At 59.0% G+C, this 26,566-nt stretch carries 19 protein-coding genes and 1 rRNA gene; 13 read left to right on the top strand and 7 right to left on the bottom strand.

Translation table 11 applies throughout. From position 1 onward, the window contains the following. Positions 1 to 57 precede the first annotated feature (57 nt). Both rrf and mrdA read left to right on the top strand, forming a co-directional pair. Positions 58 to 173, top strand: a 5S ribosomal RNA gene (rrf, locus tag AB4N85_RS13000). 191 nt (positions 174 to 364) lie between these two features. After that, on the top strand, positions 365 to 2,257 hold the full coding sequence (mrdA, locus tag AB4N85_RS12995) for a penicillin-binding protein 2 (protein WP_056791554.1): 1,893 nt from the start codon (positions 365 to 367) through the stop codon (positions 2,255 to 2,257). A gap of 44 nt (positions 2,258 to 2,301) precedes the next feature. Here the strand turns inward: mrdA and AB4N85_RS12990 are convergent, their stop codons facing one another. Together AB4N85_RS12990 and AB4N85_RS12985 are read right to left on the bottom strand one after the other, a co-directional pair. Further along, positions 2,302 to 2,706, bottom strand: a complete 405-nt coding sequence (locus AB4N85_RS12990; RefSeq protein WP_056791550.1) for a lysozyme inhibitor LprI family protein — start codon at positions 2,704 to 2,706, stop codon at positions 2,302 to 2,304. 40 nt (positions 2,707 to 2,746) lie between these two features. After that, positions 2,747 to 3,661: an ADP-ribosylglycohydrolase family protein gene (locus AB4N85_RS12985; RefSeq protein ID WP_252868016.1), complete on the bottom strand. Its 915-nt coding sequence runs from the start codon at positions 3,659 to 3,661 to the stop codon at positions 2,747 to 2,749. A gap of 176 nt (positions 3,662 to 3,837) precedes the next feature. On the opposite strand from AB4N85_RS12985, the gene AB4N85_RS12980 reads away from it, so the two are divergent. Next, positions 3,838 to 4,326 carry an SRPBCC family protein gene (locus AB4N85_RS12980; RefSeq protein WP_016775506.1) on the top strand — a complete coding sequence of 163 codons (489 nt, stop codon included), beginning with the start codon at positions 3,838 to 3,840 and terminating at the stop codon, positions 4,324 to 4,326. A 314-nt stretch (positions 4,327 to 4,640) separates the two neighbouring features. Here AB4N85_RS12980 and acnA read toward each other — a convergent pair whose 3' ends face one another. Continuing rightward, the gene (gene acnA / locus AB4N85_RS12975; RefSeq protein WP_252868015.1) at positions 4,641 to 7,382 is read right to left on the bottom strand and encodes an aconitate hydratase AcnA; all 2,742 of its coding nucleotides are present in this window, start codon (positions 7,380 to 7,382) and stop codon (positions 4,641 to 4,643) included. A 222-nt stretch (positions 7,383 to 7,604) separates the two neighbouring features. Between acnA and rlmM the strand changes: the two genes are divergently transcribed. Both rlmM and tusA read left to right on the top strand, forming a co-directional pair. After that, on the top strand, positions 7,605 to 8,678 hold the full coding sequence (gene rlmM / locus AB4N85_RS12970; RefSeq protein ID WP_041477361.1) for a 23S rRNA (cytidine(2498)-2'-O)-methyltransferase RlmM: 1,074 nt from the start codon (positions 7,605 to 7,607) through the stop codon (positions 8,676 to 8,678). A gap of 162 nt (positions 8,679 to 8,840) precedes the next feature. Next, positions 8,841 to 9,089, top strand: a complete 249-nt coding sequence (gene tusA / locus AB4N85_RS12965; protein ID WP_016775503.1) for a sulfurtransferase TusA — start codon at positions 8,841 to 8,843, stop codon at positions 9,087 to 9,089. A 48-nt stretch (positions 9,090 to 9,137) separates the two neighbouring features. Here tusA and AB4N85_RS12960 read toward each other — a convergent pair whose 3' ends face one another. Beyond that, the gene (locus AB4N85_RS12960) at positions 9,138 to 10,547 is read right to left on the bottom strand and encodes an MATE family efflux transporter (protein WP_041477396.1); all 1,410 of its coding nucleotides are present in this window, start codon (positions 10,545 to 10,547) and stop codon (positions 9,138 to 9,140) included. A gap of 160 nt (positions 10,548 to 10,707) precedes the next feature. On the opposite strand from AB4N85_RS12960, the gene pdxB reads away from it, so the two are divergent. Next, a complete protein-coding gene (gene pdxB / locus AB4N85_RS12955; RefSeq protein WP_252868014.1) occupies positions 10,708 to 11,853 on the top strand; it encodes a 4-phosphoerythronate dehydrogenase PdxB in 1,146 nt (381 codons plus the stop codon). A gap of 154 nt (positions 11,854 to 12,007) precedes the next feature. On the opposite strand, the gene AB4N85_RS12950 is transcribed toward pdxB, so the two are convergent. Then, entirely contained in the window at positions 12,008 to 12,187 is a 180-nt protein-coding gene (locus AB4N85_RS12950) for a PA1571 family protein (protein WP_024013646.1), read from the bottom strand. A gap of 258 nt (positions 12,188 to 12,445) precedes the next feature. Between AB4N85_RS12950 and AB4N85_RS12945 the strand changes: the two genes are divergently transcribed. Beyond that, the gene (locus tag AB4N85_RS12945) at positions 12,446 to 14,227 is read left to right on the top strand and encodes an ABC transporter transmembrane domain-containing protein (protein ID WP_252868013.1); all 1,782 of its coding nucleotides are present in this window, start codon (positions 12,446 to 12,448) and stop codon (positions 14,225 to 14,227) included. An 82-nt stretch (positions 14,228 to 14,309) separates the two neighbouring features. On the opposite strand, the gene AB4N85_RS12940 is transcribed toward AB4N85_RS12945, so the two are convergent. After that, on the bottom strand, positions 14,310 to 16,238 hold the full coding sequence (locus tag AB4N85_RS12940) for a transglycosylase SLT domain-containing protein (protein ID WP_252868012.1): 1,929 nt from the start codon (positions 16,236 to 16,238) through the stop codon (positions 14,310 to 14,312). Between the two features lie 214 nt (positions 16,239 to 16,452). On the opposite strand from AB4N85_RS12940, the gene AB4N85_RS12935 reads away from it, so the two are divergent. Further along, a complete protein-coding gene (locus AB4N85_RS12935; protein WP_016775499.1) occupies positions 16,453 to 18,375 on the top strand; it encodes an ATP-binding cassette domain-containing protein in 1,923 nt (640 codons plus the stop codon). Between the two features lie 192 nt (positions 18,376 to 18,567). Here AB4N85_RS12935 and AB4N85_RS12930 read toward each other — a convergent pair whose 3' ends face one another. Continuing rightward, positions 18,568 to 19,005, bottom strand: a complete 438-nt coding sequence (locus AB4N85_RS12930; RefSeq protein WP_016775498.1) for a universal stress protein — start codon at positions 19,003 to 19,005, stop codon at positions 18,568 to 18,570. A gap of 103 nt (positions 19,006 to 19,108) precedes the next feature. Here AB4N85_RS12930 and AB4N85_RS12925 point away from each other — a divergent pair, with 103 nt between their 5' ends. The 5 genes from AB4N85_RS12925 (at position 19,109) to topA (ending at position 26,503) form a co-directional block, all read left to right on the top strand. Beyond that, on the top strand, positions 19,109 to 19,546 hold the full coding sequence (locus AB4N85_RS12925; RefSeq protein WP_041477352.1) for a hypothetical protein: 438 nt from the start codon (positions 19,109 to 19,111) through the stop codon (positions 19,544 to 19,546). 526 nt (positions 19,547 to 20,072) lie between these two features. Beyond that, the gene (gene fadB, locus AB4N85_RS12920) at positions 20,073 to 22,220 is read left to right on the top strand and encodes a fatty acid oxidation complex subunit alpha FadB (RefSeq protein ID WP_024013640.1); all 2,148 of its coding nucleotides are present in this window, start codon (positions 20,073 to 20,075) and stop codon (positions 22,218 to 22,220) included. A 29-nt stretch (positions 22,221 to 22,249) separates the two neighbouring features. Continuing rightward, positions 22,250 to 23,425 (top strand): acetyl-CoA C-acyltransferase FadA, encoded by a 1,176-nt coding sequence (fadA, locus tag AB4N85_RS12915; protein ID WP_095182362.1) that lies wholly within the window; start codon positions 22,250 to 22,252, stop codon positions 23,423 to 23,425. Between the two features lie 93 nt (positions 23,426 to 23,518). Next, entirely contained in the window at positions 23,519 to 23,755 is a 237-nt protein-coding gene (locus AB4N85_RS12910) for a DUF1653 domain-containing protein (protein WP_016775494.1), read from the top strand. A 114-nt stretch (positions 23,756 to 23,869) separates the two neighbouring features. Next, on the top strand, positions 23,870 to 26,503 hold the full coding sequence (gene topA, locus AB4N85_RS12905) for a type I DNA topoisomerase (RefSeq protein ID WP_056791529.1): 2,634 nt from the start codon (positions 23,870 to 23,872) through the stop codon (positions 26,501 to 26,503). The last annotated feature ends 63 nt before the right edge of the window (positions 26,504 to 26,566 follow it).

Raw genomic sequence — 26,566 nt, 5'->3', positions numbered from 1 at the left:
TCACATACCCAATTTGCTGAAGCGAGGCCATCTGGTCCCGAGTCAGTACCCGAATTTCTTGACGACCATAGAGCGTTGGAACCACCTGATCCCATCCCGAACTCAGCAGTGAAACGATGCATCGCCGATGGTAGTGTGGGGTTTCCCCATGTGAGAGTAGGTCATCGTCAAGATTAAATTCCGAAACCCCAATTGCGAAAGCAGTTGGGGTTTTGTTTTGCCTGCGAGAAAGTTTTTAGCCTGCCACCGGGGAAATTCATCCTGAAGTGGATGGCGAGTTTTGGTATGGTGCAGCTCGTTTTTTAACGGACTGATGTCCTGCCCACGGATCGGCACTCATTTACGTCTAAGAGTTGCTGTAGAAATGCCTGAACCAATCCCGATCAAGGACCATGAAAAAGAGACGAGGCTGGTCAACAAACGCTTGATTGCCTGTGCTCTGTTCGTGTTCGCCATCAGCTGCGCTTTGGTGGTGCGGCTGTACATTCTCCAGGTCGTGGAATTCGATTACCACTCGACCATCTCCGAAAACAACCGTGTCCATGTCCTGCCGATACCGCCGACGCGGGGATTGATCTACGACCGCAACGGCGTATTACTCGCCGACAACCGTCCCAGCTACAACCTGACCATCACCCGTGAGCGTGCAACCGACGTCAATCAAGAATTGGACGAAGTCATCAACTTGCTGCACTTGCCTGCTGAAGACCGTACGGTATTCGACAAGGCGATGAAGCAATCCCGGCATCCATTCACACCGGTCACACTGTTTTATGAGCTGACGGAAGAGCAGATCGCCGTCCTGGCGGTGAACGAATTTCGCCTGCCGGGGATTGATGTCGAACCGCAGTTTGTCCGGCACTATCCTCTCGGCGCACATTTCGCTCATTCGATCGGTTATGTCGGTCGGATCAATGAAAAGGAAGCTAAAACCCTCGACTCCGTGGAATACCGAGGTACGCAGTCCATTGGTAAAACCGGTATCGAGCGTTTCTATGAGGCGCAGTTACACGGCCATGTCGGTTACGAAGAAGTCGAGACCAATGCTCAAGGCCGCGTGCTACGGGTACTCAAGCACACCGATCCGGTGCCAGGCAAAAACATCGTCCTGAGCCTCGATGTAAAGCTGCAGGAAGCTGCCGAAGCCGCTTTGGGCGACCGTCGTGGTTCAGTGGTAGCTCTCGACCCGTCCACCGGAGAAGTGCTGGCGATGGTCAGCAATCCGAGTTTCGATCCGAATCTGTTCGTCACCGGGATCAGTTCGAAGGAATATTCAGCGCTGCGGGATTCCATTGATCGGCCATTGTTCAACCGCGTGTTGCGTGGTCTGTACGCCCCGGGCTCGACGATCAAGCCGGAAGTCGCCATCGCAGGGCTGGACGCAGGCGTCGTAACTCCGCAGACCCGCGTATTCGATCCCGGCTATTACCAACTACCGGACTTCGATCACAAGTATCGCAACTGGAACCACAGCGGTGATGGCTGGGTGGACATGGACGCGGCGATCATGCGTTCCAACGACACCTACTTCTACGACTTGGCGCACAAGCTTGGCATCGATCGTCTGCACGACTACATGGCGATGTTCGGCCTTGGTGAAAAAGTCTCGCTGGACATGTTTGAAGAGTCCCCCGGTCTGATGCCGTCGCAGGCGTGGAAACGCGCTACACGGCGACAGGCCTGGTATCCCGGCGAGACGGTTATTCTCGGCATCGGCCAGGGATACATGCAGGTCACACCGCTGCAATTGGCCCAGGCCACTGCCCTGATCGCCAATAAGGGGATATGGAATCGGCCGCATTTGGCCAAGTCGGTCGACGGTGTAGCTCCGGTTGATGAGCATCCAATGCCAAATATCCTGCTTAAAGATCCGCGGGATTGGGAGCAGGTCAACCACGGTATGCAGATGGTCATGCACGATGCTCGAGGTATTGCCCGTGCGGCCGCTGCGGGTGCGCAATACCGCATCGCCGGCAAGAGTGGCACGGCGCAAGTGGTAGCGATCAAGCAAGGGGAGCGCTACAACCGTGAGAAAACCCTGGAGCGCCACCGTGACAACGCCCTGTTTGTAGGATTCGCACCGGCCGAGCATCCGAAGATCGCCATCTCGGTAATGATCGAGAACGGCGAGGCGGGTGGTCGTGTTGCCGGTCCAGTAGTGCGGCAGATCATGGACGCCTGGTTACTCGATCAGGATGGTCACCTTAAACCTCAATACGCTGCGCCGAGCAAAGCGCCGGGCGATCCTCACGTCTGAGGCGTAACGGTTCACAGCACAGGCTCCGTAAGCGGCGCCTGTGATTACGCACCGGGTACCGGGCAGCTCATATCACCTTCCTCACATTTCAAATACTGCTTGAGGGTTTCTACTCTGGCCTTGGTTACGTCTGTAAGACAACTACTGTAAACCAATGGATACACACTCCCGCCTGCCACCCCAGAAGCCGAAAACTTGCACTCGGCATCCCGAAAGCTGACCCACGCCCGCTGCGCGTTGACCAGCAGCTTCTTTCCGTCCGGGTTGTCCTTCAGGCGTCCGGTGATCTGCTGATAGAGCGTATTCAGTTCCTTGTCTGCCGCTTTGAAGGCTTGCCCCGCGCATTGATTCATCGTCGCCTGATCGCTGGCGTTGGCGCAATCAACGGCGGCATGGGCGAAAGGGGCAAACAAAAAGGGCGCAGAGGCCAGAAGCAGACGCACTGACATAAGGTTCTCGCTGTATCGAGTGGAAAGAGTGTATCGAGTGTTATGTACGTAGCCGGGAGGCCTCAAGCAAGCGATCCGCAGTGGCCGTAATTTCCTCGCCGTCATGCAGCCGCTCCAGCCAGTGCTCGGGAATTGCCCGAGCGCCGTAGTAAGTACCGGCCAACTGACCCACGATAGCAGCTGTGGTATCCGCATCATCGCCGAGATTGGCTGCTTTCAGTATCGCGTCAGCGTACGTTTGCGTGTGATGGAAGCACCACAAAGCGGCTTCCAATGATTGCACGCTATAGCCGCTGCCCTTGATTTCGTTTTCTTTTTTGCCGAGATACTCACCCCGCGCGATCGCAACCACCTTGGGTTGCGAATACTCTGCAAGTAGCGATTGGCGCAGTTGCGTTTTGTCGGCTCCCTCAAGCGCTCGTGCGATCAGATCAGCCAGCAATTGGCAGCACTCGATTGCCTCCGGCGCCGCATGGGTTGTGCGCGAACTGTCGGCAGCGTGGATCTGGATCTGTCTAGCGTCGGGAAAATAAAACAGTACGACAGGAGCCAATCGCATCAGCGACCCGTTGCCAGCAGTCAATGGATCAGTCGACCCCGCGAAAGGCTTCCCGGTTCGCTGAAACTGTTCCAGCGCCTGGCTCACGGTCATGCCGATGTCGAAACATTCACCGGTGGAGCTCAGATATCCCCATTTCCACCAATTGAGATAGCGGCCCATCTGATCAGCCGCGTCGAAACCGTTTTTGCGCAGCATGCTCTCGGCCAGGCAGAGTGCCATTGAGGTGTCATCGGTCCATTGCCCTGGCTTGAGCTGGAACGGGCCACCGCCGACCATGTCGCTCAGCGGCTGGAATGATCCTCGCGGCTGGAACTCAACTGTTGTGCCGACCGCATCGCCGCAAGCCAGGCCGAGGAGGGCGCCGCGATACCGATCGGCAAGAGAGGGCTGCATGATTCGTCCTTGTTTCTGCGGATTCGCTGGAAAGATAACAGGTCAAGCGGCGCCGATCACAGAGCGGAAACTACCGCAGGATGTGTCTGCTCGGATCGATGCCTGCAGCGCCTGGATACAACTTCGCATTGGACATGTGGTCATACAAGCCTAGTGTTCAGAACAGGAGGTGACGTATGAAACCAGTACCTAACAGTTTCGAACGCAAGATCACGCTCAAGGCGTCGCGTTCCCATGTCTGGCGCGCATTGGTCGATGCAGAGGCGTTCGGTCAGTGGTTTGGCGTGGCACTTGAGGGCCGGCGCTTCATTGCCGGTGAGTGGACGCAGGGCCAGGTCACGTACCCCGGTTATGAACACGTATTGTGGAATGTGCTGATCGAGCGGGTCGAGCCGCAGCAGTTGTTTTCTTTCCGCTGGCACCCGTATGCGGTCAACCCGAAGATCGACTACTCGCAAGAGCCGACCACGCTGGTCAAGTTCGAATTGCAGGACTTCGAGGACGGCACTCTACTCAAGGTCTCGGAGTCCGGCTTCGCGCACATCCCTGATATCCGTCAGAAAGAGGCGTATTACATGGACAGTCGCGGCTGGGAGGAGCAGTTGAGCAGGCTTGAACAGTTTCTCGCCGAAAGCGCCAGGGCTCGTGAAAGCGGCGGTGCCTGACAGGTCTAAGGGTTTTCGGCAGTGTTTGTATGGCGAATGTCTTACACGCATTGGTAGCTTTTACGACTATTGCTGATTGGATCCACTGGGTAATCTACACACATCAACTGAGACACAGGGAGTGTTTCAGGATCATGGACGATCGACCATCGCAAGGATCGCTGCCGACAGGGAGTCGATAATGGTCTTGGGAAAAACCCGCTTCGGCGGGTTTTTTTTCGCCTGAATGTAGGAGCCGCCGAAGGCTGCGATCTTTTGATCCTGCTTTTAAAAGCCAGGTCAAAAAGATCACAGCCTGCGCGAATGTCATCCCGTCACGAAGCAATCAACTGCCGCAACACATAATGCAGGATCCCCCCGGATTTGAAGTACTCGACCTCATTCAGCGTATCAATGCGGCACAAGACTTCGATTCTCTCCTGACGCCCATCCTCCCGAGTGATAACCAGCGGCAGGTTCATCCGCGGCCTCAGCTCGACGCCGGTCAATCCCAGAATCTCGAACGTCTCTTTGCCGGTCAGATTGAGACTCTTGCGATTCTGATCAAGCTTGAACTGCAACGGCAGCACACCCATGCCGACCAGATTAGAGCGGTGAATACGTTCGAAGCTCTCCGCAATCACCGCTTTGACGCCCAGCAGATTGGTGCCTTTCGCCGCCCAGTCACGGCTCGACCCGGTGCCGTACTCCTGACCGGCAATCACCACCAACGGCGTACCCGACGCCTGATATTTCATCGCTGCGTCATAGATCGCCATTTTTTCCCCGGTGGGAATGTAAAGTGTGTTGCCACCTTCCTCGCCACCCAGCATCTCGTTGCGAATACGGATGTTGGCAAACGTACCGCGCATCATCACTTCATGATTGCCGCGACGGGAACCGTAGGAGTTGAAGTCGCGCGGCTCCACGCCTTTTTCCTGCAGGTATCGCCCGGCCGGGCTGTCGATCTTGATGTTGCCGGCGGGGGAGATGTGGTCGGTGGTCACTGAATCGCCGAGCAAGGCCAAGACCCGCGCGCCTTTGACGTCTTTGACTTCCGGCAGAGGGCCGGAAATGTCGTCGAAGAAAGGTGGATGCTGAATGTAGGTCGAATTGTCCTGCCACACGTAAGTCGCCGCTTGCGGCACCTCGATGGCCTGCCATTGCTCATCACCGGCAAACACTTCGGCGTATTCCTTGTGGAACATCGCCGTGTTGACCTGATTCACCGCTTCGGCGATTTCCCGGCTGCTCGGCCAGATATCGCGCAGGTATACCGGATTGCCCTGCTGATCCTCACCCAGCGGTTCGCTGCTGATGTCGGTGCGCACGCTGCCAGCCAGTGCGTAGGCGACGACCAGCGGAGGCGAGGCCAGCCAGTTGGTTTTCACCAGCGGGTGTACGCGACCTTCGAAGTTGCGGTTGCCGGACAAGACCGACGCGACGGTCAGATCGGCTTTCTGAATGGCTTTCTCGATCGGCTCCGGCAGTGGCCCGGAGTTGCCGATGCAGGTGGTGCAGCCGTAACCGACCAACGAAAAACCGAGCTGATCAAGGTACTGAGTCAGCCCGGCAGCCTTGTAATAGTCGGTGACGACTTTCGAACCGGGGGCCAGTGAGCTTTTGACCCAGGGCTTGCGCGTCAGACCTTTCTCGACGGCTTTCTTCGCCAGCAACCCGGCCGCCATCATCACGCTCGGGTTGGAAGTGTTGGTGCAGGAGGTAATCGCGGCGATGACCACTGCACCGTTTTTCAGGCGATAGGTCTTGCCCTCGTATTCGTAGTCCGCTTCGCCCACCAGATCGGCGTTGCCCACTGCTACGCCGCCGCCACCCTCGCTTTCCAGGCGTCCTTCTTCCTTGCTGGTGGGTTTGAATTGCAGGTCGATGAAATCACTGAAGGCCTGCGCGACGTTCGGCAGCGAGACGCGATCCTGCGGACGTTTCGGTCCGGCCAGGCTGGCCTCGACGCTGCCCATGTCCAAAGCCAGGCTGTCGGTGAACACCGGCTCCTGACCCGGCAGACGCCACAGGCCTTGAGCCTTGGTGTAGGCCTCGACCAGTTTCACCACTTCCGGCGGCCGGCCGGACAGGCGCAGGTATTCCAGCGTGACATCGTCGACCGGGAAGAAGCCGCACGTCGCACCGTATTCCGGGGCCATGTTGGCGATGGTTGCGCGGTCGGCCAGTGGCAGATCGGCGAGACCATCGCCATAGAACTCGACGAATTTGCCGACTACGCCTTTCTTGCGCAGCATCTGCGTTACGGTCAGCACCAGATCGGTGGCGGTGATGCCTTCCTTGAGTTTGCCGGTGAGTTTGAAGCCGATCACTTCCGGAATCAGCATCGATACCGGTTGCCCAAGCATCGCCGCTTCCGCTTCGATCCCGCCCACGCCCCAGCCGAGTACGCCGAGGCCGTTGATCATGGTGGTGTGGGAGTCGGTGCCGACCAGCGTGTCGGGGAACGCGTAGGTGCGGCCATCCTCGTCTTTGGTCCAAACGGTGCGGCCGAGATATTCGAGGTTGACCTGGTGGCAGATGCCGGTACCCGGCGGGACCACGCTGAAGTTATCGAACGCACTCTGGCCCCAGCGCAGAAAGGCATAGCGCTCGCCGTTGCGTTGCATTTCGATGTCGACGTTCTGTTCAAACGCACTGGCGCTACCAAACTTGTCGACCATCACCGAGTGGTCGATCACCAGGTCCACCGGCGACAACGGATTGATCCGCTGCGGATCGCCACCAGCCTTGGCCATTGCCGCGCGCATTGCGGCGAGATCGACGACGGCGGGGACACCAGTAAAATCCTGCATCAATACACGGGCAGGGCGGTACTGGATTTCGCGATCGGAGCGGCGCTCCTTGAGCCAGGCGGCGATGGCTTTGAGGTCAGCGCCGGTGACAGTTTTTTCGTCCTCCCAGCGCAGCAGATTTTCCAGCAGTACCTTCAACGACATCGGCAGCTTGTCGAGGTCGCCCAGGCTTTTGGCGGCTTCCGGCAGGCTGAAATAATGGTAGGTCGTGGCATCGATTTGTAGGGTTTTCAGTGACTTCAGACTATCGAGGGACGGCATTACGATCACTCCTTTGAGCCCGCACGGCTACGGACTGAGGGGACGGGCAGAGCATTAAACCTAGCCCTGTTTTGAGTAGCTGGCTAATAACTGGACTCTATCGGCGCAACCATGGTTCCGACTTCAGCTATCATGCGCCGGTTTTCGTGACAGGCATTGCGGCAACGCAAGGCTTGAGCATCGCGCGACGGTCGAATGATCGACCGTTGCCCAGGAGTAAGAATGAACACCCTATTCATGCATTGCCGGCCCGGCTTCGAAGGCGAAGTCTGTTCGGAGATTTCCGATCTCGCCGCCCGTCTCAATGTCGCCGGTTACGCCAAAGCCAAAACCGCCACGGCCTGCGCCGAGTTTGTCTGCACTGAAGCCGACGGCGCCGAACGCCTGATGCGCGGTCAGCGTTTCGCCGAATTGATCTTCCCTCGGCAGTGGGCGCGGGGCTTTTTCATTGATCTGCCGGAAAACGATCGCATCAGCGTAATCCTCGCGCACATGGCCGATTTCCCGGTGTTTGGCAGTCTGTGGCTGGAAGTGGTCGATACCAATGACGGCAAGGAACTGTCGAATTTCTGCAAAAAATTCGAAGGCCCGCTGCGCAAGGCGCTGACCGCCGCTGGCAAACTGGTGGAAGACGCCAGCAAGCCGCGATTGTTGCTGACCTTCAAAAGCGGACGCGAAGTGTTCCTCGGCATGGCTGATGCCGGCAATTCGGCAATGTGGCCGATGGGCATTCCACGCCTGAAGTTTCCTCGCGAGGCGCCCAGCCGTTCGACCTTGAAGCTGGAGGAGGCGTGGCACCACTTCATTCCACGTGATCAGTGGGAAGATCGCCTGCACAGCGACATGACCGGCGTTGACCTCGGCGCCGCGCCGGGCGGCTGGACCTGGCAACTGGTCAACCGGGGCATGCTGGTGACGGCTATCGACAACGGCCCGATGGCTGAAAGCCTGATGGAAACCGGGCTGGTCCAGCATCTGATGGCGGACGGTTTTACCTTCAAGCCGAAGCAGCCGGTGGACTGGATGGTATGCGACATCGTCGAGAAACCGGCGCGCAACGCGGCGATGCTGGAAGAGTGGATCGGCGAGGGGCATTGCCGCGAGGCTGTGGTCAACCTGAAGCTGCCGATGAAACAGCGTTATGCCGAAGTGAAGCGTCTGCTCGAGCGCATTGCCGATGGTTTCAAGGCTCGTGGGATCAAGGTTGATATCGGCTGCAAGCAGCTGTATCACGACCGCGAGGAAGTGACTTGCCATCTGCGCCGGCACGACACCAGGAAAACCAAATCGCGCTGACACAATACTGAACCTGTGGGAGCGAGCCTGCTCGCGAAAGCGGTGGGGCAGCCAGCGATGTGTTCACTGACGGATTGCCTTCGCGAGCAGGCTCGCTCCCACATGGGTTGGACGATATCCCAAGCAATGCGCGACAATGTCGGCCAGTTTCTGGAGTGAACCATGAGTGAAATGATCGATACCCCGGTCGACGGCACCCTCGACGCCACCGGCCTCAATTGCCCGGAGCCGGTGATGATGTTGCACCAGCACATTCGCGATCTGGTACCCGGCGGCCTGCTCAAGGTGATCGCTACCGATCCCTCGACCAAGCGCGATATCCCCAAGTTCTGCGTGTTTCTTGACCATGAGCTGGTCAGCCAGCACGAAGAGGCCGGCACCTATCTGTACTGGATTCGCAAGAAGTCCTGACTCAGGGCAAAAAAAGACCTGCAAATGCAGGTCTTTTTTTATGGGTGATCAACCCGCCGAACGACTGATTCGAATCCGCTTGCGCGCACTGCGTGTCAGACGAATCGACAGCATCAACGCTGCGCAGCTCAAGCCGACAATCAAACCCTGCCACAAACCGCTCGGACCGCGTGGCTCGCCGAGCCAATCGGTCAGGCCCAGCGCATAACCCACCGGCAAACCGATGCCCCAGTAGGCGAAGAGAGTCAGGATCATCGTCACCCGAGTGTCCTGATAGCCACGCAGTGCACCGGCCGCAGTCACCTGGATTGCATCTGAAAACTGGAACAGCGCCGAATAGACAATCAGCATCGCGGCAATATGAATCACCGTTGGATCAGCGGTATAGATCGCCGCAATCGGCTCGCGCAGCGCCAGCATCAGGCTCGCCGACAGGCAGGCGTAGGCCAGCGCCGTGCCCATGCCGACTCCGGCGGCAAAGCGCGCTTCACGCGGTTCTTCGCGCCCAAGCGCCTGACCGACACGCACGGTGACCGCCATGCCCAGCGAATAGGGAATCATGAATACCAGCGAGCTGACGTTCAGCGCGATCTGATGCCCGGCCACCACCGTCGCGCCGAGGCTGCCGATCAGCAGGGCGATTACGGCAAAAATACTCGACTCGGCAAACACCGCGATGCCGATCGGCAAACCAATCGACAGCAGACGTTTGATCACCGCCCACTGCGGCCAGTCGAAGCGGCTGAACAATTCGCTCGAGCGATAGGCCGGTGCCCAGCGTTCGTACCCGGCCAGGCCTAGCGCCATTACCCACATCACGATTGCCGTGGCCCAGCCGCAGCCGACGCCGCCCATGGCCGGCACGCCGAAGTGGCCGTAGATGAAGATGTAGTTCAGCGGGATGTTCAGCGCCAGACCGCAGAGGCCCAGCACCATGGCCGGGCGGGTGCGGCCGATGCCATCGCTGGTGCAGCGCAGCACGTGATAGAAGGCCACCGCCGGCAAGCCGCTGGCGATGCCGTGCAGATATTGCATGCACGGGCCGATCAGCTCGGGATCGACCTTCATCAGGTGCAGCACCGGCTCGGCAGCGATCAGCATCGAGGTGGCGATCAATCCGACTACCAATGCCAGCCACAACGCCTGACGCACAATCGGGCCAATTTCGCTGTGCTTGCCGGCGCCGAAACGCTGGGCGACTTTTGGTGTGGTGGCCAGCAGGGTGCCGGTCATCAATAGAAACACCGGAACCCAGATCGAGTTGCCCAGCGCCACTGCCGCCAGGTCCTTGGGGCCGACGCGCCCGGCCATCACCGCATCGACGAAGCCCATGGCCGTGGTCGCCAGTTGCGCGATGATGATCGGCAGGGCCAGGGCGAGCAGGTTTTTCAACTCCAGGCGAATCCGCGCAGGGCGGCTCAGCGAGACGGCGACAGGTTGGTCAGTTACAGGGTTCACAGGCAAAGCGTCCAGAAAGTATTGATGCGCAGAGCGGCGCATTCTACGCCGCTGACGCTTCGGTCAGGAAAAATCCTCTGTTGCGCATTTGTAAGCGCAAACCCTGCTGGCTGATCGACGCGTCAGCACCTAAACTGCCGATCCGCCCAAGGAGCCCGCCATGCTGATTGTTGCCGACGAAAATATCCCGCTGCTCGATGCTTTTTTTGCCGGTTTCGGCGACATCCGCCGAGTGCCGGGCCGCTCCATTGACCGCGCGACGGTTGAGCACGCCGATGTGTTGCTGGTGCGTTCGGTGACTAACGTCAATCGCGCGCTGCTCGAAGGCAGCAAGGTGCGCTTTGTCGGCACCTGCACCATCGGCACCGATCATCTGGATCTCGATTACTTCAACGAGGCCGGGATCTGCTGGTCGAGCGCGCCGGGTTGCAATGCCCGTGGCGTGGTCGATTACGTACTGGGCAGTCTGATGACGCTGGCCGAAATCGAAGGGGTCGATCTGACGCAGCGTACTTACGGCGTCGTCGGCGCTGGTGAAGTGGGGGGGCGCTTGATCAAGGTCCTCAAGGGCCTGGGCTGGAACGTCAAGGTTTGCGACCCGCCGCGTCAGGCTGCCGAGGGCGGCGATTATGTCAGCCTTGAGCAGATCATCGAGCAGTGCGACGTGATCAGTCTGCATACACCTTTGACTCGCAATGGCGACGACGCGACGTGGCACCTGTTCGATCAACAGCGTTTGCAGCAACTCAAGCAGGGTGCCTGGCTGATCAACGCGGCGCGTGGCCCTGTAGTGGACAATGCAGCGCTGCGTGAGGTGCTGCTGGAGCGCGAGGACCTGCAAGCGGTGCTCGACGTCTGGGAAAAAGAGCCGGAAGTCGACCCTGCGCTGGCCGAACTCTGCGTATTGGCGACGCCACATATTGCCGGTTACAGCCTCGATGGCAAGCAACGCGGGACCGCGCAAATCTATCAGGCCTACTGCGCTTTCAGCGGCCAACCTGCAGCTATCCAGCTCAGCGATCTGCTGCCAGCAACCTGGTTGTCGGAAGTTTCCCTGCACGGTGACTGCGATCCGGCGTGGGCACTGGCGATGTTGTGCCGGGGCGTGTACGACCCGCGCCGCGATGATGCGGATTTCCGCCGCAGCCTGGTGGGAAATGTCGCTGAGCAGCGCTCGGCGTTTGACGCGTTGCGCAAGCAATATCCGGTGCGACGCGAGATCGAAGGGCTGAAGGTGCGGATTGAAGGGGAGTCGCCGTTGTTGCGGCAGATTGTGGCGGCGCTGGGGGCAACCCGTGTCCTGTAGGAGCTGTCGAGTGAAACGAGGCTGCGATCTCTCGATCTTGCTTTTTGAAGATCAAAAGATCGCAGCCTTCGGCAGCTCCTACACGATTCGCAGCTAAATTACAGACATAAAAAACCCGGCCAATCAGGGCCGGGTCAGGAAGACGGTGGCTACATCACTCTTGTTCGGCAGGCTTGACCAATCGCTTCTCCAGTTCGCGGCACGCGTCCTGGATCATGTCTTCAGTGATCGGTACTTCGCGGCCCTGCTCATCGATAATCGAGCAACCCAGAGACTGGTCGGGTTTGGTGCGGATCACTTCAATCTTGTCTTCGCTGCTGTGTTGCAAGGACATGGCCTGTCTCCTCATCAGGTTGTGTGCCTAAGTTAAAACCGCCACGTGACCAGGCTGTGACAACTCCCTGCGGTCTGTCGGCGGGCGGCATCTCTACTCAAACAGAAATGACCGCTCGTCTCAACCGCAACCTTAGACCAATCGTTTCTAGTATCCGGACATCCCGGGCATATTTAACCTGACTCATTGTGATTTACAGAGTTCCACCCCATCTGAGTCTGTAGGCTGGCCCGATCCATCTGCGCAGACGTGAACGCCATGATCTCCATGCTTTCTTCCCGACATCGGCGCGCCCTGCGCCTGACCAGCCATTTTCTCCTGCCGTACCGCTGGCATGCCTTCGGCGCACTGCTCGCGCTGATCGTTACCGCCGGCATTACCCTGTCGATGGGGCAGGGCATCAAGTTGTTGGTAGACCAGGGTTTCATGACCCGTTCGCCGCATCTGCTGAATCAGTCGATCGGCATTTTCATGTTGCTGGTGCTCGGACTGGCGCTGGGCACCTTTGCCCGTTTCTATCTGGTGTCGTGGATAGGCGAGCGCGTGGTCGCCGACATTCGCCGCCAAGTGTTCAATCACCTGGTGTATCTGCATCCAGGCTTTTATGAGGACAACCGCAGCTCGGAAATCCAGTCGCGTCTGACCGCTGATACCACGCTGCTGCAATCGGTGATCGGCTCGTCGCTTTCGCTGTTCCTGCGCAATCTGCTGATGGTCATCGGTGGTGTGGTGTTGCTGTTCATCACCAATCCGAAGTTGACCAGCATTGTCGTGATTGCACTGCCGCTGGTGATCGCGCCGATCCTGATTTTCGGCCGCCGCGTGCGCAATCTGTCGCGCCAGAGCCAGGACCGCATCGCCGACATTGGCAGCTATGTGTCGGAAACCCTTGGTCAGATCAAAACCGTGCAGGCCTACAACCATCAAGTGCAGGACGAGCAGCGTTTCGCTTCTACCGTCGAGCAGGCGTTCGAAACCGCGCGTAAGAGGATCTTCCAGCGTGCGTGGCTGATCACTCTGGTGATCGTGCTGGTGCTTGGCGCGGTGGCGGTGATGTTGTGGGTCGGCGGCATGGATGTGATGGCGGGGCGGATTTCGGCTGGGGAACTGGCGGCGTTCGTTTTCTACAGCCTGATTGTCGGCAGTGCGTTCGGCACGCTGAGCGAAGTGATCGGCGAGCTGCAGCGCGCTGCTGGCGCAGCGGAGCGGATCGCAGAATTGCTGCGTTCGGAAAACATCATCCAGCCACCGTTGACCGGACTGGTCACTCTGCCAGCGCGAGTCAAAGGTGAACTTGAGCTGCGCGACGTGCGCTTTTCCTACCCCTCGCGTCCGGAAAGCTACGCCGTCGATGGCTTGAATCTGACGGTGAGGGCGGGTGAGACCCTGGCATTGGTGGGGCCGTCCGGCGCCGGCAAGTCCACGGTTTACGACTTGTTGCTGCGCTTCTACGATCCACGCGAGGGGCAGATTTTCCTCGATGGCGTGCCGCTGACCAGCCTTGACCCGCTGGATCTGCGCCGCTGTTTCGCCCTGGTCTCGCAAACCCCCGCGTTGTTTTTCGGCAGCGTGGAGGACAACATTCGCTACGGCAGCCCGACGGCCACGCTTGAACAGGTCAAGGAAGCTGCGCGAATTGCCCACGCCCACGACTTTATCGAACAAATGCCGGACGGCTATCAAACTCATCTGGGAGATGGCGGCCTCGGGTTGTCCGGCGGTCAGCGCCAACGTCTGGCCATTGCCCGCGCCTTGCTAGTGGACGCGCCGATCCTGCTCCTTGACGAAGCCACCAGCGCCCTCGACGCACAGAGCGAACATCTGATCCAGCAGGCCCTGCCAACGCTGATGGAAAACCGCACCACGCTGGTGATCGCTCACAGGCTGGCCACGGTGAAGAACGCTGACCGGATTGCGGTGATGGATCAAGGCAAGCTGGTAGCGGTGGGGACACATCAGGAGTTGATCGCCAGCAATCCGCTGTACGCACGGCTGGCGGCGTTGCAGTTCAATGATGGTCGATCTGTCACAGCAGACTGAGCAATCGACCGAGTAACCGACCAAAAAAATGCCCGCATCTCACGATACGGGCATTTTTCATGATTCGGCGTCAGCCTGGTGATTACTGATCGTCAAAATACCGCTCATGCCAATCCACCAGCGGTTGCGGCGAGTTGAGTTTTTGCCCGTAGATCACCGAGTAGGACAACACGTTCTGCACGTATTGACGGGTTTCGTCGAACGGGATGCTTTCCACCCAGACGTCGAAACTCAGGTGATCAGCGCCGCGCAGCCACTGACGCACGCGGCCTGGCCCGGCGTTATAAGCGGCGGAGGCGAGCACGCGGTTGCCGTTGAACTGGCTGTGCACCTGGCTGAGGTAAGCGGCGCCGAGCTGAATGTTCTTGTCTGGATTGAGCACCTGCTGCGGCGAAGCCAGGGGGATGCTGAATTTGCGCGCGGTTTCCTTGGCGGTGGCTGGCATCAGTTGCATCAGACCGCTGGCGCCGACGCCGGAGCGCGCGTCGTCCATGAACGCGCTTTCCTGTCGGGTGATGGCGAACACCCAGCTCGAATGCAGGCCGCGAACCTTGGCTTCACGCACGAGGGTATCGCGGTGAGCCATCGGGAAGCGGATGTCCAGATCGTCCCAGTACTGCGCCTGACTGATGGTGCGAATCGCCGGGAAGTACCATTTCAGGTCGTAGGCCAGTTTGGCCTGGGCGACCATTTCATCGCGGTTGAAATGACGGCTGACGTGATACCACTCGCGACGCCCGTCGACGATCTGCCCGCGTGCATGAAACTCCAGCGCGCGCCGCACGCCGGGGGTGTTACGAACCTTGTTGATCAACGCCTGGCTGAGCACCAGCGGCTTGTTGTTCAGCGAGTAAGGCGACTGTGAACGGTCTGCGGCGAGGAAGCCGTAGAAGTCTCGTTCCCGCGCCAGATTCTTGTACAGGGTCAGCGCTTGCGGGTTTTGTGGCTCGGCCAGCTCCAGACTGCGCGCCTGCCAATAGCGCCAACGGTTGGTGGTGGCCAGGTCTTGCGGCAGACGTTTGGTCAATTCGTAGGCATCGTTCCAGCGTGCCAGACGCAGCAGCAGGCGCAGGCGCCATTCCGAGACGGTGTTGTCGCGCAGCTCCGGATCGTATTTGGTCATCACGTCCAGCGCGCGGCTGTCGAAGCGGCGCGCGAGGGTCAGGCCGATCTCGCGAGCGATCGCGACCTTCTCATCGCGAGAGAAATGCATGCTGCTGGCGTAACCGTCGAGCAAAGCCATGGCCTTGTCCGGATCCTGCCGAGCGAGGCGGCGCAAGCCGAGGCTGACGACGTCTGACATCGGCTCGTCGGCCGGGCTGAAGCGCGACGGCTGATTGAGCAATTCGGGTTTCTGCGCCACGTCGACCAGCAAACGACCGCGCGGGGCGAGGGTGGTCAGGCCGTTGATCAGACTGTTGGCCAGCGGATAGTTGCGTGCCTGCGCAGCAAGTTTGGTGCGCTCCCAGCGTTTCTGCTCGGTAAGCTGGCCGTCGGCAGCCCAGATGCCGAACAGCGCGTCACAGGCGGCGGGTTGCGATTTGCCGGTCAGCCAGAGTTTTTCTGCGTTGGCATAGCCTTCAGCCTTCTTGTCGTGGCTGATTTGGTACTGCGCGTTGAGGCAGTCGAGCTCGGTGAAATTCAGCTTCGGATCGTAATACTTGACGAAGGTCGCCCAGTCGCCACGATCGGCGAGCCAGCGCAACCAGCGCAGCTTCATCCAGTTGGCCTGCGGCAGGTCACCGTGTTCGGCGAGGAATTTCTCGATTTCTGCGTTGCTCGCGGTCTTCAGACGCGCGGTCAGTTCGTCGTAGGCCAGATACGGTTCCAGCGGATAATCGGCCAGCGCCTGGCTGTAACGGAAATACGGGCCGGTATCACCCTTGGCCAAGGCGCGCTTGGCTTCATCGTAATACTGGCGTTGGGTGGACAAGTCCACCGCCTGGACGGATTGAGCGGCAGCGGCGGTAAGAAACAAGCAGGACAAAACACTGAAAAGGCGACTGCGCATGAGACATCCGGGCAGAGAAATCATGACAAGTGCCGATCGGAATCCGCACTGAATTGACTGTAGCTTAGCCTTTTGCCAGCAAGCGGCGAAAGCTTTGCGAGCCTCGCTGCACAAGTTCGCAACAAATGTTGTGCAGAGTGCTTCGACAGACAAATTGCCGGCCTGCTGAAGCCTCAAGTCAGGTAGAATGCGCGCCCGGTTTTTGGAGAAGCTCATGACCCTGCTCAAATTCAGCGATGTGTCCCTTGCGTTCGGCGCTATGCCGTTGTTGGACAAGGTGTCCTGGCAGATCGCCCGTGGTGAGCGGGTGTGCATCATCGGCCGCAATGGCACTGGCAAGTCCAGCATGATGAAACTGGTCAAGGGCGACCAGAAGCCCGATGACGGCTCGGTGTGGCGTGCCCCCGGTCTGAAAATCGGCGAATTGCCGCAAGAATTGCCAGTGGCCGACGACCGGACGGTATTCGACGTGGTGGCTGAAGGCCTCGATGGTGTTGGCGCCTTGCTCGCCGAATATCATCACCTGAGCCAGAACATCGTCACCGACGCTGATCTGGACAAGCTGATGCATGTTCAGCACGACCTCGAAGCCCGTGATGGCTGGCGCCTGCAGACGCTGGTCGACAGCACCCTGAGCCGTCTGCAACTGCCGGCCGACAAGACCCTCGCCGAACTCTCCGGCGGCTGGCGTCGTCGCGTGCTGCTGGCGCAGGCGCTGGTGTCCGAACCGGACCTGCTGCTGCTCGACGAACCGACCAACCACCTGGACATCGGTGCGATTGCCTGGCTCGAAGAGGCGCTGAAAGATTTCCAGGGCGCCGTGCTGTTCATCACGCACGACCGTTCCTTCCTGCAAAACCTCGCCACGCGAATCCTCGAACTGGATCGCGGTGGGCTGATCGACTGGAACGGCGACTACGCCAGTTTCCTCGTGCACAAAGAAGCTGCGCTGGCCGCTGAAGAAACCGCCAACGCGCTGTTCGACAAGCGTCTGGCTCAGGAAGAGGTGTGGATCCGTCAGGGCATCAAGGCCCGCCGCACTCGCAACGAAGGTCGCGTGCGCGCCCTGAAAGCCCTGCGCGTTGAGCGCAGTGAGCGTCGCGAGCGTACCGGCAAGGCCAACATCCAGCTGGAAACCGCGGACAAATCCGGCAAGCAGGTGATGGTCCTCGAGAACGTGAGCTTCGCGCATCCGGGCGGGCCGTTCCTGATCAAGGATTTCTCCATGGTCCTGCAGCGCGGCGACCGTATCGGTCTGCTCGGCGCCAACGGTACCGGCAAGACCACCCTGTTGAAACTGATGCTCAGCGGTCTGCAACCGACCAGCGGTAAAGTGGAAGAGGGCACCCGGATCGACGTGGCGTACTTCGACCAGTTGCGCCATCAGCTGGATCTGGAAAAAACCGTGATCGACAACGTCGCCGAAGGTCGCGACTTCATCGACATCGACGGGCAGAGCCGTCACGTGCTGAGCTATCTCGGCGACTTCCTGTTCAGCCCGCAGCGTGCACGCACGCCGGTCAAGGCGTTGTCGGGTGGTGAACGTGCGCGTCTGTTGCTGGCGAAGCTGTTCAGCAAACCGGCGAACCTGCTGGTGCTCGACGAACCGACCAACGACCTCGATGTGGAAACTCTCGAGCTGCTCGAAGAAGTGCTGCTGACTTTCAACGGCACCGTGCTGATGGTCAGCCACGACCGGGCATTCCTCGATAACGTGGTGACCAGCACCCTGGTCTTCGAAGGTGAAGGCAAGGTTCGTGAATACGTCGGCGGCTATCAGGACTGGATCCGTCAGGGCGGTTCGCCGCGTCTGTTGGGCGTGACTGAAAGCAAGTCGGGCAAGGCTGACCTGAACTCGGCGGTGGTTAGCGCTGAGCCGGCTCCGGTGGCTGCGCCTGCGGCTGCCGCTCCGGTTGCCAAGAAGAAACTCAGCTACAAGCTGCAGCGTGAGCTGGAAGCCTTGCCGGGCGACATCGACGCCAAGGAGCAGCAAATCGCCGCGGTTGAAGCGGAAATGGCTGAAGCCGGTTTCTATCAGCGTCCGCCGGCGGAAACGGCCAAGGTGATTGCTTCGCTGGAGCAATTGCAGGCCGAGCTGGATGCGTTGGTGGAGCGTTGGGCCGAGCTGGATGCCTGATTGCTCCTGATGTGAAAAAGCCCGGCGCTCAGTGATGAGCGCCGGGCTTTTCATATGTAACGCGATCTACAGGCTGGAGCAGGTCAACTGTGGGAACGAGCCTGCTCGCGAAAGCCGTGTGTCAGGCGGCACTCATATTGAATGTGCCGACGTATTCGCGAGCAGGCTCGCTCCCACAAAGAGCAAGACAGATCAGCGTTTGACCAGGTGTACCGCCAGCACATCGCATGGCGCACCGTGCAGCACGTCATTCGCGGTCGAGCCGAGCAGCAGTGCCAAGCCATGACGGCCATGGCTTCCGACCACGATCAGATCGCACGCTTGTTCCTTGGCGAAATGATGGATTTCCTGGCGTGGCTGGCCGTAGGTCAGATGGCAATTGGCGCCTTCGAGCTCGGGGTATTTCGATTTGAGTTTTTCAAGACGCTCCTTGGCCTGATCGAACTGCTGTTGTTGCAGTTGTGACAGGTCCATTGGCACGTCGCCACCGAAGGCCATGGCCATCGGTTCAACGATATGCACCAGCGACAACTTGGCAGCGTTGCTCACCGACAGCTCGCGGGCGCGGTGGATCACAGGGTCGCACTCTTCGGTCAAATCTACGGCGACCAGTATGTGGTGGTAGGGCATGAGGTGCTCCTCCTGAGGGTTCGATATTGGTAAGTATGGCTGGTTTCAAGCGCATTGGTTCGCAAGTGACACAATGGGCTCATCAAAAATCGGGAGTACAGATATGACGGTCTGGCTGGTGGTGTCAATCCTGCTGGTAGTTTTAAGTCCGCTGGCATGGTTGCGCCCATCGCGAACGCAGAGCGGGCGCATGGCCCTGCGCATGGAGGCGCGACGCATCGGCCTGGCCATGCAGCTGGCGCCGCAGGAGTGGCCGCACTGGCTGCTGCCGGAGCCGCCGAATCCCTGCGCCCAGTACCACCGACCCCGGCGTGGCAGTCAACCGGCGTGCTGGACCTATTGGCAGAAAACCCCGGGCGTGTGGGTCAATCAATGGCAAGAAGTCTGCGATGACCGGATCCTGCTCGATTATTTCGAAAAATTGCCGGGCAATGTTTTCAAGATCGAAGCGGACAAGCAGATGATCGCCTTGTACTGGGGCGAGAAGGGCGAGGCGACGGTTCTGCAGGATATCGACGCGACCCTGAAAGCACTGGCGTGATGCGCGGACTTTTCTCACTGCAACGGTGTGAAACGTCCGGCAGACGCGCAATAAAAAGCCCGACATGATTCGTCGGGCGGATTGGCCAGGCAGGCCGGTAACTTTTTTTGCGGCAGGCGCTTTGATCGCCTCGGCAAATTTCCTCGCAGTCCGCCCAGCGTAGCCTTCTGAACAGGGCTCGGCGGAAATTAGGGCGACTTTTCTAACTATTGATTCTATGAATGGCTGAACATCGGGGCGGGTGTTGCTGCTCATCATGGTGCAGAAATGACCGCAAAGTCGCATTTCAGCCCGAATTTAGGGCGATTGACAATTGTCTGAAATTCCGTGAAGGTGACGTACCCGAATCAAACGGGCGTATGAATTGAGCGTTTGTCTTACAGACTGCTCCTACAGAATCCCGACTATCGCGTTGGCGGGTGTGCCAGGCGGACAGGTGTCAGCATCGACGAACAAAGCGTCCTTCTGAGCCATATGCCTGCGTCCGACGTGTACTGTTCAGCTTCCATATCGTGGAGATCAGTTGATGATTTACGAAGGTAAAGCCATCACGGTTAAAGCTCTTGAAAGTGGCATCGTCGAATTGAAATTCGACCTCAAGGGTGAGTCCGTCAACAAGTTCAACCGTCTAACCCTGAACGAACTGCGTCAGGCCGTAGACACCATCAAGGCAGATGCTTCGATCAAGGGCGTGATCGTCAGCAGCGGCAAGGACGTGTTCATCGTCGGCGCCGACATCACCGAATTTGTCGACAACTTCAAGCTGCCGGATGCCGAGCTGGTTGCAGGCAATCTCGAAGCCAACAAGATCTTCAGCGATTTCGAAGACCTCAACGTGCCTACCGTCGCGGCCATCAACGGCATCGCCCTCGGTGGCGGTCTGGAAATGTGCCTGGCGGCTGACTATCGCGTCATGTCCACCAAGGCCAAGATTGGTCTGCCGGAAGTGAAACTGGGCATCTACCCGGGCTTCGGCGGTACCGTACGCCTGCCACGCCTGATCGGTGTCGACAACGCCATCGAGTGGATTGCCGCCGGCAAGGAAAACCGCCCTGAAGACGCGCTGAAAGTCAGCGCCGTCGACGCCGTAGTCGCCCCTGAAAAATTGCAGGAAGCTGCCCTTGAGCTGATCAAGCGCGCCATCTCCGGCGAGTTCGATTACAAGGCCAAGCGTCAGCCGAAACTTGAAAAACTCAAGTTGAACGCCATTGAGCAAATGATGGCTTTCGAAACCGCCAAAGGTTTCGTGGCTGGCCAGGCCGGCCCGAACTACCCGGCGCCGGTTGAAGCGATCAAGACCATCCAGAAAGCCGCGAACTTCGGTCGCGACAAAGCGCTGGAAGTGGAAGCTGCAGGCTTCGTCAAACTGGCCAAGACCTCTGCCGCACAGAGCCTGATCGGCCTGTTCCTGAACGATCAGGAGCTGAAGAAAAAGGCCAAGGCCTACGACGAAATCGCCAAAGACGTGAAGCAGGCTGCCGTACTCGGCGCCGGCATCATGGGTGGCGGTATCGCTTATCAGTCGGCCTCCAAAGGCACGCCGATTCTGATGAAGGACATCAACGAGCACGGTATCGAGCAGGGTCTGGCCGAAGCCGCCAAGCTGCTGGTCGGCCGCGTTGACAAGGGTCGCATGACCGCTGCGAAGATGGCTGAAGTGCTTAACGGCATTCGTCCGACCCTGTCCTACGGCGACTTCGGTCACGTCGATCTGGTCGTCGAAGCTGTGGTCGAAAACCCGAAGGTCAAGCAAGCGGTACTGGCTGAAGTCGAAGACAAGGTCAAAGAGGACACCATCCTCGCGTCCAACACCTCGACCATTTCCATCAGCCTGCTGGCCAAGGCCCTCAAGCGTCCGGAAAACTTCGTCGGCATGCACTTCTTCAACCCGGTGCACATGATGCCGCTGGTGGAAGTGATCCGTGGCGAGAAGTCCAGTGAACTGGCGATCGCCACTACCGTTGCCTACGCGAAGAAAATGGGCAAGAACCCGATCGTCGTCAATGACTGCCCGGGCTTTTTGGTCAACCGCGTGCTGTTCCCGTACTTCGGCGGTTTCGCCAAGCTGGTCAGCGCCGGTGTCGACTTCGTTCGCATCGACAAAGTGATGGAAAAATTCGGCTGGCCAATGGGCCCGGCTTACCTGATGGACGTGGTCGGCATCGACACCGGTCACCACGGTCGCGACGTCATGGCTGAAGGTTTCCCGGATCGCATGAAGGATGACCGTCGTTCGGCCATCGACGTGCTGTACGAAGCCAAACGCCTGGGCCAGAAGAACGGCAAGGGCTTCTACGCCTACGAGGCCGACAAGAAAGGCAAGCAGAAGAAAGTCGCCGATCCGTCGGTACTCGAAGTGCTCAAGCCGATCGTTTACGAGCAGCGCGAAGTCACTGACGAAGACATCATCAACTGGATGATGATCCCGCTGTGCCTGGAAACCGTGCGCTGCCTGGAAGACGGCATCGTTGAAACCGCCGCCGAAGCCGACATGGGTCTGGTCTACGGTATCGGTTTCCCTCCATTCCGTGGCGGTGCGCTGCGCTACATCGATTCGATCGGTGTTGCCGAGTTCGTTGCCCTGGCTGACCAGTACGCTGATTTGGGCGCGCTGTACCACCCGACCGCGAAGCTGCGCGAAATGGCCAAGAACGGCCAGAGCTTCTTCGGTTAAGCGCCCCCAACTAGAGTGAGAGTGAACTTATGAGCTTGAATCCTAGAGACGTCGTGATTGTCGACTTCGGTCGTACTCCGATGGGCCGCTCCAAGGGCGGCATGCACCGCAACACCCGCGCTGAAGACATGTCGGCGCACCTGATCAGCAAACTGCTGGAACGCAACACCAAGGTCGACCCGGCGGAAGTCGAGGACGTGATCTGGGGCTGCGTCAACCAGACCCTGGAGCAGGGCTGGAACATCGCGCGCATGGCGTCGCTGATGACCCAGATTCCGCACACTTCGGCCGGCCAGACCGTCAGCCGTCTGTGCGGTTCGTCGATGAGCGCGCTGCACACTGCTGCGCAAGCGATCATGACCGGCAACGGTGACGTGTTCGTGGTCGGCGGCGTCGAGCACATGGGCCACGTGAGCATGATGCACGGTGTCGATCCGAACCCGCACATGTCGCTGTACGCGGCGAAAGCCTCGGGCATGATGGGCCTGACCGCTGAAATGCTCGGCAAGATGCACGGCATCACCCGTGAGCAGCAGGATGCCTTTGGCGTGCGTTCCCACCAGTTGGCCCACAAGGCAACCGTGGAAGGCAAGTTCAAGGACGAAATCATCCCGATGCAGGGTTACGACGAGAACGGTTTCCTGAAACTGTACGACTACGACGAAACCATTCGTCCGGAAACCACCCTGGAAAGTCTGGCGGCACTCAAGCCGGCCTTCAATCCGAAAGGCGGCACCGTGACTGCCGGTACTTCGTCGCAGATCACCGATGGTGCTTCGTGCATGATCGTGATGTCGGCGCAGCGTGCCCAGGACCTGGGTATCCAGCCGATGGCGGTTATCCGTTCGATGGCAGTGGCGGGTGTGGACCCGGCGATCATGGGCTATGGTCCAGTGCCGGCAACACAAAAAGCCCTGAAGCGTGCGGGCCTTGGCATCAACGATATCGACTTCTTCGAGCTCAACGAAGCTTTCGCTGCACAGGCTCTGCCAGTGCTGAAAGATCTGAAAGTGCTCGACAAGATGAACGAGAAGGTTAACCTGCACGGCGGCGCGATCGCCCTGGGTCACCCGTTCGGTTGCTCCGGTGCACGTATTTCCGGCACCCTGTTGAACGTGATGAAGCAGAATAGCGGCACCTTCGGGGTGGCCACTATGTGCATTGGTCTCGGCCAAGGCATCTCCACCGTCTTCGAACGCGTTTAAGCGTCTCGTCGATGGAAGCCGGGGCCCAGTGCCCCGGTTTTTGTTTTTGGGTTTTTTATTTATTTTCGAAAAGATTTCAGTGAGGGCCGAAGCATGCCGATACAACCTGGGCTCTACCAGCATTACAAAGGTCCGCAATACCGTGTATTCAGTGTTGCGCGCCATTCGGAAACCGAAGAAGAAGTGGTCTTTTACCAAGCCCTGTATGGCGATTACGGCTTTTGGGTGCGCCCGCTGAGCATGTTCGTCGAGTCGGTCGAGGTTGACGGCGAGCAGGTGCCGCGCTTTGCTTTGGTGCAAGCCGAACCGAGCCTTTTTGACAAGGCATGAGGCGACTGCGCAAACAACCCTGCGCTTGACCTCACCTTGTATCAACTATATATAGCGGTGCCGCGTCAGGCGCCAACCGCCTTTCACTTCTAGAATTCAGGAATTTTCTGATCCATGGGCAAATCGCTGGTCATTGTGGAATCCCCGGCTAAGGCCAAGACCATCAACAAGTATCTGGGTAACCAATACGTGGTGAAGTCGAGTATCGGCCATATCCGAGACCTGCCCACCAGCGGTTCGGCTAGCGCCAGCAAAGAGCCAGCCGCCAAGCGCGGCAAGGCTGCTGCGGGCGAAGGTCCGGTGCTCTCGCCGAAAGAGAAAGCGCGCAAGCAGCTGGTCTCGCGCATGGGCGTCGATCCCGAACACGGCTGGAAAGCCCAGTACGAGATCCTCCCGGGCAAAGAAAAGGTCATCGAAGAGCTGCGCCGGCTCGCCAAGGATGCTGACACCATCTATCTCGCAACCGACTTGGATCGCGAGGGGGAAGCCATTGCCTGGCACCTGCGCGAAGCCATCGGTGGTGACGACAGCCGTTACAAGCGCGTGGTGTTCAACGAAATCACCAAGAAGGCGATCCAGGAAGCCTTCTCCGAGCCGGGCGAGCTGGACATTGATCGTGTCAACGCCCAGCAGGCGCGTCGCTTCCTCGACCGCGTCGTCGGCTACATGGTCTCGCCGCTGCTGTGGGCCAAGATCGCCCGTGGTCTGTCCGCCGGTCGCGTGCAATCGGTTGCGGTGAAGCTGGTAGTCGAGCGTGAGCGTGAAATCCGTGCGTTCAATCCCGAAGAATACTGGGAAGTGCACGCTGATCTCGGCACCACCAAAGGCTCGACCGTGCGTTTCGAAGTGGCTCGCGAAAAAGGCGAAGCCTTCAAGCCGCTGAATGAAGCCCAGGCCATGGCTGCGCTGGAGAAGCTCAAGTCTTCCAGCTACAACATCGTCAAGCGCGAAGACAAACCGACCAGCAGCAAGCCGTCGGCGCCGTTCATCACGTCGACCTTGCAGCAGGCTGCGAGCAACCGCCTCGGTTTCGGCGTGAAGAAAACCATGATGATGGCCCAGCGTCTGTACGAAGCTGGCTACATCACTTACATGCGTACCGACTCGACCAATCTCTCGGCCGACGCCGTGGCGATGGCGCGCACATACATTGAGGACGAATTCGGCAAGAAATACCTGCCGGAAACGCCGAACGTTTACAGCAGCAAGGAAGGCGCGCAAGAGGCTCACGAAGCGATTCGTCCGTCCGACGCCAATACCACGCCGAGCAAGCTGGCGGGTATGGAGCGCGATGCCGAGCGTCTGTATGAGCTGATCTGGCGCCAGTTCCTAGCCTGCCAGATGCTGCCGGCGCAGTACCTGTCGACCACCGTCAGCGTCGGCGCTGGCGACTTCGAGCTGCGTGCCAAGGGCCGTATCCTCAAGTTCGACGGTTACACCCGGGTGATGCCGCAAATTGCCAAGCCTGGCGATGATGACGTGCTGCCGGACATGGCCCAGGGCGATGTGATGAAGCTGATCAAGCTTGACCCGTCGCAGCATTTCACCAAGCCACCGGCGCGTTATTCCGAAGCCAGTCTGGTCAAGGAGATGGAAAAACGCGGCATCGGTCGTCCTTCGACTTACGCTGCGATCATTTCGACCATTCAGGATCGCGGTTATGTGACCCTGCACAACCGTCGTTTCTACTCGGAAAAGATGGGTGACATCGTCACCGAACGTCTGTCCGAGAGCTTCTCCAATCTCATGGACTACGGCTTCACCGCCGGCATGGAAGAGAACCTCGATGACGTGGCGCAGGGCGAGCGCGACTGGAAAAACGTGCTGGACGAGTTCTATGGCGACTTCAAGAAGAAACTCGAAGTAGCGGAAAACCCGGACAGCGGCATGCGCGCCAACCAGCCGGTCATGACTGACATTCCGTGCACCACTTGCGGTCGTCCGATGCAGATTCGTACCGCATCGACTGGCGTGTTCCTCGGCTGTTCGGGCTACAGCCTGCCGCCGAAAGAGCGCTGCAAGGCCACCGTCAACCTGGTGCCGGGCGATGAAATCGCAGCGGACGACGAGGGCGAATCGGAATCGCTGGTACTGCGTGGCAAGCATCGCTGCCCGATCTGCAGCACGGCGATGGACGCCTACCTGCTAGACGAGAAGCGCAAGTTGCATATCTGCGGCAACAACCCGGATTGCGCCGGTTACGAAATTGAAGAAGGCAGCTATCGCATCAAGGGCTATGAAGGTCCGAGCCTGGAATGCGACAAGTGCGGCAGCGAAATGCAGCTCAAGACCGGCCGTTTCGGCAAGTTCTTCGGTTGCACCAACCCTGAGTGCAAGAACACCCGCAAGTTGCTGAAGAGCGGTGACGCGGCGCCGCCGAAGATGGATCCGGTGAAGATGCCTGAGCTGAAATGCGAAAAGGTCAACGACACCTACATCCTGCGCGATGGTGCGTCCGGTCTGTTCCTGGCCGCCAGTCAGTTCCCGAAAAACCGCGAGACTCGCGCTCCGCTGGTGATCGAGATTCTGCCGCACAAGGACGAGATCGATCCGAAGTACCACTTCCTGTGCGAGGCTCCGCAAAAGGATCCTGACGGTCTGCCAGCGGTCATCCGCTACAGCCGCAAGACCAAGGAGCAATACGTACAGACCGAAGTCGACGGCAAGCCGACAGGCTGGAAAGCGTATTACGACGGTGGCAAGTGGACTGTTGAAGACAAGCGCAGCGCAAAGGCCAAGGCTGAGTAAGCGCTAGTCTGAACAGCAAAAAGGCCGCATGAACCCTTCGGGTTTTCATGCGGCCTTTTTGTT

It is taken from the genome of Pseudomonas sp. H1_G08, from assembly GCF_054681355.1.
Note: the sequence above shows the minus strand (reverse complement) of the source record. Positions and strands in the feature narration are given on the sequence as shown.

What these genes read in the sequence shown, in the direction of transcription:
- mrdA (WP_056791554.1), top strand. Translation starts at nt 365, where the DNA reads ATGCCTGAACCAATCCCGATCAAGGACCATGAAAAAGAGACGAGGCTG.
- AB4N85_RS12990 (WP_056791550.1), bottom strand. Translation starts at nt 2,706, where the DNA reads ATGTCAGTGCGTCTGCTTCTGGCCTCTGCGCCCTTTTTGTTTGCCCCT.
- AB4N85_RS12985 (WP_252868016.1), bottom strand. Translation starts at nt 3,661, where the DNA reads ATGCAGCCCTCTCTTGCCGATCGGTATCGCGGCGCCCTCCTCGGCCTG.
- AB4N85_RS12980 (WP_016775506.1), top strand. Translation starts at nt 3,838, where the DNA reads ATGAAACCAGTACCTAACAGTTTCGAACGCAAGATCACGCTCAAGGCG.
- acnA (WP_252868015.1), bottom strand. Translation starts at nt 7,382, where the DNA reads ATGCCGTCCCTCGATAGTCTGAAGTCACTGAAAACCCTACAAATCGAT.
- rlmM (WP_041477361.1), top strand. Translation starts at nt 7,605, where the DNA reads ATGAACACCCTATTCATGCATTGCCGGCCCGGCTTCGAAGGCGAAGTC.
- tusA (WP_016775503.1), top strand. Translation starts at nt 8,841, where the DNA reads ATGAGTGAAATGATCGATACCCCGGTCGACGGCACCCTCGACGCCACC.
- pdxB (WP_252868014.1), top strand. Translation starts at nt 10,708, where the DNA reads ATGCTGATTGTTGCCGACGAAAATATCCCGCTGCTCGATGCTTTTTTT.
- AB4N85_RS12950 (WP_024013646.1), bottom strand. Translation starts at nt 12,187, where the DNA reads ATGTCCTTGCAACACAGCAGCGAAGACAAGATTGAAGTGATCCGCACC.
- AB4N85_RS12945 (WP_252868013.1), top strand. Translation starts at nt 12,446, where the DNA reads ATGATCTCCATGCTTTCTTCCCGACATCGGCGCGCCCTGCGCCTGACC.
- AB4N85_RS12940 (WP_252868012.1), bottom strand. Translation starts at nt 16,238, where the DNA reads ATGCGCAGTCGCCTTTTCAGTGTTTTGTCCTGCTTGTTTCTTACCGCC.
- AB4N85_RS12935 (WP_016775499.1), top strand. Translation starts at nt 16,453, where the DNA reads ATGACCCTGCTCAAATTCAGCGATGTGTCCCTTGCGTTCGGCGCTATG.
- AB4N85_RS12930 (WP_016775498.1), bottom strand. Translation starts at nt 19,005, where the DNA reads ATGCCCTACCACCACATACTGGTCGCCGTAGATTTGACCGAAGAGTGC.
- AB4N85_RS12925 (WP_041477352.1), top strand. Translation starts at nt 19,109, where the DNA reads ATGACGGTCTGGCTGGTGGTGTCAATCCTGCTGGTAGTTTTAAGTCCG.
- fadB (WP_024013640.1), top strand. Translation starts at nt 20,073, where the DNA reads ATGATTTACGAAGGTAAAGCCATCACGGTTAAAGCTCTTGAAAGTGGC.
- fadA (WP_095182362.1), top strand. Translation starts at nt 22,250, where the DNA reads ATGAGCTTGAATCCTAGAGACGTCGTGATTGTCGACTTCGGTCGTACT.
- AB4N85_RS12910 (WP_016775494.1), top strand. Translation starts at nt 23,519, where the DNA reads ATGCCGATACAACCTGGGCTCTACCAGCATTACAAAGGTCCGCAATAC.
- topA (WP_056791529.1), top strand. Translation starts at nt 23,870, where the DNA reads ATGGGCAAATCGCTGGTCATTGTGGAATCCCCGGCTAAGGCCAAGACC.